Origin of the sequence: Brevundimonas sp., assembly GCF_036399195.1 — a bacterium.
GTDB lineage: Bacteria > Pseudomonadota > Alphaproteobacteria > Caulobacterales > Caulobacteraceae > Brevundimonas.
Genome location: NZ_DASWNO010000243.1, coordinates 1 through 4,995, shown reverse-complemented (window position 1 = coordinate 4,995; position 4,995 = coordinate 1). Strand labels below are relative to the sequence as shown.

5 protein-coding genes are annotated in these 4,995 nt (G+C 68.9%); 2 read left to right on the top strand and 3 right to left on the bottom strand.

Annotated features, from left to right (window positions below; translation table 11 throughout):
* Positions 1 to 261: 261 nt before the first annotated feature.
* Both motA and VGB60_RS10770 read right to left on the bottom strand, forming a co-directional pair.
* Entirely contained in the window at positions 262 to 1,131 is an 870-nt protein-coding gene (gene motA / locus VGB60_RS10775) for a flagellar motor stator protein MotA (RefSeq protein WP_331038263.1), read from the bottom strand.
* A gap of 80 nt (positions 1,132 to 1,211) precedes the next feature.
* Positions 1,212 to 3,011 (bottom strand): long-chain-acyl-CoA synthetase, encoded by a 1,800-nt coding sequence (locus VGB60_RS10770; protein ID WP_331038262.1) that lies wholly within the window; start codon positions 3,009 to 3,011, stop codon positions 1,212 to 1,214.
* A gap of 263 nt (positions 3,012 to 3,274) precedes the next feature.
* On the opposite strand from VGB60_RS10770, the gene VGB60_RS10765 reads away from it, so the two are divergent.
* Both VGB60_RS10765 and VGB60_RS10760 read left to right on the top strand, forming a co-directional pair.
* Entirely contained in the window at positions 3,275 to 3,736 is a 462-nt protein-coding gene (locus VGB60_RS10765) for a peptidase S1 (RefSeq protein ID WP_331038261.1), read from the top strand.
* A 149-nt stretch (positions 3,737 to 3,885) separates the two neighbouring features.
* Positions 3,886 to 4,548: a hypothetical protein gene (locus VGB60_RS10760; RefSeq protein ID WP_331038260.1), complete on the top strand. Its 663-nt coding sequence runs from the start codon at positions 3,886 to 3,888 to the stop codon at positions 4,546 to 4,548.
* Positions 4,549 to 4,602: 54 nt separating this feature from the next.
* Here the strand turns inward: VGB60_RS10760 and VGB60_RS10755 are convergent.
* Positions 4,603 to 4,995 (bottom strand): PQQ-dependent sugar dehydrogenase (locus VGB60_RS10755; protein WP_414644516.1); only part of this gene is annotated, 393 nt, incomplete at its 5' end.

The following is a 4,995-nucleotide window of genomic DNA, read 5'->3' as shown; positions in this document are numbered from 1 at the left end:
GGGGCTGAAGCAGCGCGGCCAGACGTCGCTGCGCGGACTGGTGCCCTCGCGTCTCGCCGCCGCCCGGGACCTGTTCAGACGGCTGGGCGGGTAGGCTCCGCGCCGCTCGCTTTGCGTCGTCTTTCCGGGGCTGCGGAGCAGAACCCGGAACCTAGGAGACTGGGCTGAGACCATGACGCGCGGCGGCCATCGCGACCGGAGCTCTGGATTTCGGGTTCCGCTGTGCGGCCCCGGAAGGACGGTTTCGAAGTCGAGCCCGCTCTAAGCGTCCGTCGGCGCGGCCGACAAGGCCTCTTCCATCTCGAGGAAAGACGGCTGGGCGTTCGACGGGATGTCGCCGCGGCCGATCTCGACCGAGATCTGCGCCGCGTTGCCGTGGAGGTGGGCCACCAGCACCGACTGGATGATCTTGTAGAAGGCGCCGTCGCCGTCGATGATTTCCTTCAGCCGCACCGACATCGGGCCGACCAGGCCGTAGGCCAGGAACACCCCGAGGAAGGTGCCGACCAGCGCGCCCCCGATCATGCCGCCCAGCACTTCCGGCGGCTCGGTGATCGAGCCCATGGTCTTGATGACCCCCAGCACCGCGGCGACGATGCCCAGCGCGGGCAGGGCGTCGGCCATCTGCTGCAACGCGTGGGCGCCGGCCAGACCCTCGTGGTGGTGCTTCTCCAGCTGCTTGTCCATGGCGTCCTCGATCTGGTGCGGATCCTCGAGGTTCATGGTCATCATCCGCAGGGTGTCGCAGATGAAGTCGGTGGCGAAATGGTCCTTCAGCACCTTCGGATACTTCTGGAAGATGGCGCTCTCGGCGGGCTTCTCGATGTGGCTTTCGAGGGCGATGACGCCCTTGGACTTCATCGTCTTGGTCAGCTGGAACAGCAGCGACAGCAGGTCCTTGTAGTCCTGTCGCTTCCATTTGGGTCCGGCGAACACCTTGCCGAAGCCGCCGAGCGTGGCCTTGATCGTCGTGACGCTGTTGCCGATCAGGAAGGCGGCGACGGCGGCGCCCAGGATCGCCATCAGCTCGTAGGGCAGCGAATGGAGAATGACCTCCATCTTGCCGCCGGCGAGGATGTAGCTGCCGAACACCATGGCGAACAGCAGGACGATGCCGATGATCTGGAACATGAAGGGGCTGACGGTCCTGCGCGCGAGAGACGCCGACCATCGCCGTTAATGATTAAGGGGCGGTTGCGAACGGCGGTGGATCAGAGCCGCGTTTCGCCGCTCAGGATCGCGTCGCGCGCCGCGTCGGTCAGCTTGGCGTAGCCGCTCTTCCCGCCCCGGACGTACAGGGGTCCGTCGACCTTATCCGGGTCGAAGCCATCGGCGACCAGATCGGTCTTCTTGTACTTGAATGTGCCGGTGGTGTCCGCCTCCTTGATCAGGCGCACGAAAGCCGGACGGGCGTAGACCGGCAGTTCGTGGTCGACCCAATCGGCGAACGGCCTGATGGCGAAGCGGCCGTCAGCGACCACCGCCACCATGCCCGCCTTGCCCTCGTGTCCCGGCACCGGAACGCCATAGGCGATCACCTCCTTGACGCCCGGCGCGTCGGCCAGCCTCTGCTCGACCTCGGCCGTCGAGACGTTCTCGCCCTTCCAGCGGTAGGTGTCGCCGATCCGGTCGATGAAATAGACATAGCCCTCGTTGTCCTGACGCATCAGGTCGCCGGTGCGGAACCAGCGGTCGCCCCGCACGAACACGTCGCGCAGGATCTTCTTCTCGGAGGCCGCCTTGTCGGCGTAGCCCGAGAAGGCGTGGCGGATGTCGTCGCCGATCCGCCCCAGGGCCTCGCCGACCTCGCCGGGCTTCGCCGGCTGGCACAGGCCGTCGGCCCCCCGCACCGGCTCTTCGGTGTCGATGTCGAAGCGCACCAGGCGGAAGTTGATCTGCTTCTTCAGGAATCCGGGCACGCGCCCGATCGCGCCCGGCTTGCCGTCGAAGTTGAACACCGAGACATTGCCCTCGGTCGAGCCGTAGAACTCGAGGATGTCGGGCACGGCGAACCGCTTCTGGAAATCGGTCCAGACGTCCGGCCGCAGGCCATTGCCGAAGGCCAGCCGCAGCTTGTGGGACCGCTCGTCCGGGCTTTCCGGGCAGTTGGTCAGATAGCGGCACAGCTCGCCGATGTAGACGAACAGGGTCGCGCCAGAGGCCTTCACGTCGGGCCAGAAGGCGGTGGCGGAGAACCGCTTTCTCAGCACCAGCCGCCCCCCGTTCAGCAGCGCCGGTCCCACCCCGACGAGACCGCCGGTGGCGTGGTACAGCGGCAGGACGTTGAAGGTGACGTCCTTGTCCGTGGCGTCGGTGGCGCCCGCGAAGGCGCGCAGATAGGTGCGAGCCCGGGCGTGGGTGACCTTGGCGGCCTTCGGCATGCCCGTCGTGCCCGAGGTGAAGATGTACAGCGCCGTGTCTCGGTTGGTCAGGCCCGCGCGGGCGGACCGGGCCGGGCGCACCGACGACCCGCTGCGGACCGCCTTGTCCAGGCCCCGGCGCTCGTCGGCCTCGTCGGCGTCCTTCAGGCCCAGAACCCAGAGCATCAGATTGCGGCCCGACAGGCCGCGGGCGTCGTCGACCTTCTTCCAGCAGTCCTCGTCGGTCACGACCTGCGAGGCGTTCGAGATCGACAGGCAGTGGGCGAGGGCATGGCCGCTCAGGTTGGTGTTGATCAGGGCGGTCGCCACGCCGACCTTGGAGAAGCCTAGCCAGGCGGCCAGGTATTCGGCCCGGTTCAGCATCAACAGGGCGATGGTGTCGCCACGCTTCAGCCGCCGGCTCTGGGCCCAGTGGCCGAACCGGTTCGCCATGGCGTCCAGCTCGCGATAGGTGACGGTGCGTCGGTCGTCCTGGACCGCGACGTTGTCGGGGAACCGGTCGACCGCCTCCTCGAAATCGTCGCAGACCAGGTCGGGGCTGTCGAGTTCGATCGGCTTGATGCGTTTCAGCAGGCGGCGCAGCCCCTTGGCGAACCGCATGTCGCGTCTGATGTTCGCAACGAGACCCATCCGCTCTCCACCCTCCGTCCGGCCGTGCCTCCGGTGATGGACAAGCCGCCCGCCGGGGTCAACCAGCCGAGTCGCCTGAGGCGGTCCGCAGCGGCTCACGGCGCCGCTTTCCGCGCGGGCGTGGCGCCGCTGCGGCGGTGACGTAGCGGAAGCGGCGGATTTCGGAACCGGGGTGCTTGTCGCGGGCGGGGATGCGGCGTTAGATCGCAGAACGGCGGTTGGCGGCGTGGGGCCGCGGGGGATCGCCCGGGGGATTTCAGACCATGAGACTGTTGCTTGCCTGCGGCGTGGCCGCGCTGACGCTCGCGGGAGGCGCGTCCGCCCAGGACTACAACGCCAGCCCCAACTTCGGGGACATCACGTTGGCGCCGGGTTTCACCCCGGACCCGCACCTGATCAGCCTTCGGGCCGGCGGCGACATCAGCGCCACCGGCGCGGGCAGCGGCTGTTCGGGCTACATCACCCGCGCCCCCGATTTCCGGCTGAACTGGAGCGGCAAGGGATCGTTGAACCTGAAGATTTCGGTGCTGTCGAAGACCGACACCACCCTGGTCGTCAACGGCCCGAACGGCGAATGGTACTGCGACGACGACGGCGGCGAGGACAACAACCCTCTGGTGACTCTCGGCTCCCAGGCTGGCCGTTATGAGATCTGGGTGGGCACCTACTCCAGCGGCAGCCCGCAGCCCGCTGTTCTTTCGATCTCGGAGCTCAACAACTTCTAGTAAAGTCTTACATGGATTTTGTCGAAACCTGCGCCGTTGTCGCCGCAAATGTGGCGGCAACGGTTCTTCTTCGCGGCTTGACCCGAATCGCGGAACCGTGATCTCGCAGGGTTGTTCTTCCTCCACCTGATTTTTGGAGGAATACAACGATGTCAGTCTCCTATCCCGGCGAGCCGTACCGCACCGAACCGGTCTCGCCCTACGCGCCCCGCGACGGTCTGCGACCCGAGGGCCTTGAGCGCGTCGAGCGTCCGACCTTCGACAGCCCGGCCGAAGAGCCCTTCGTTCCCGTCTATGCTCGCCGCGGCAAGGCCGCTCGCCGAGGCGGCGGCAAGATCAAGACCTGGATGATCCTGGCGCCGATCGGCGTGCTGGTGCTCGGCGGCGTCGCCGCGGCCATGATGATGTCCGGCGACGAGGCCGCGCCCGCCCCGCTGGCGGAGACCGCCACGCCGCTGCCCGCCACCACCGCTCTGACGGCGACCCAATCCGCCGCGGCTCCCGTCGCCGCTGCGCCGATCGCCGCGGCCCCGGCTCCGGTCGAAGCACGACCGGCCGCAGAGCCCCGCCGCGCAGCCCCGGCGGCGAGCCGCAGGGTCTCCGCCCCCGCCCCGGCTCGACGCGCAAGCCCGGCTCCGGCCGCCGCGCCCGCCGCGGCCCGGACCACCACGGCCCCAACCCCGGCGCCGGCTGCCGCGTCGCCGACCGTGACGCTGAACACGGCTCCCGCCGCCCCCGTGACGCCGGCTCCCCCGGCGCCGGCGACCACGCAGCCGCCCGCCCCCGTGATCGTGGTGCAGCCGCTCGGCTGATCGGCGCGGCCCGAAATCAAGAGCCCCGGCGGGACCTCCGCCGGGGCTTTTTCGTCAGGGGGCCGTTGTCGGCGACACCCGCCAGACGACATTGCCGACGTCGTCCGCCACCAGCAGCGCGCCCCGGCTGTCGAACTGGACGCCGACTGGCCGCCCCATGGCCTTGTCGTCCTCGCTGAGAAATCCCGTCAAGATGTCCTCCGGCGGGCCGGCCGGAACGCCGCCGGCGAAGGGCACGAAGATCACGCGGTAGCCCGCCCGCGGCCTGCGGTTCCAGGAGCCATGCTGGCCGACGAAGGCCCCGCCGGCGTACCGGGCCGGGAACAGCGCCCCCTCCCCGAACGTCAGCCCCAGCGACGCCGTATGGGCCCCCAGCGCGTAGTCGGGCTTCAGCGCGCGGGCGACCATGTCGGGGTTGGGCGGCTTCACCCGCTCGTCCACGATCTG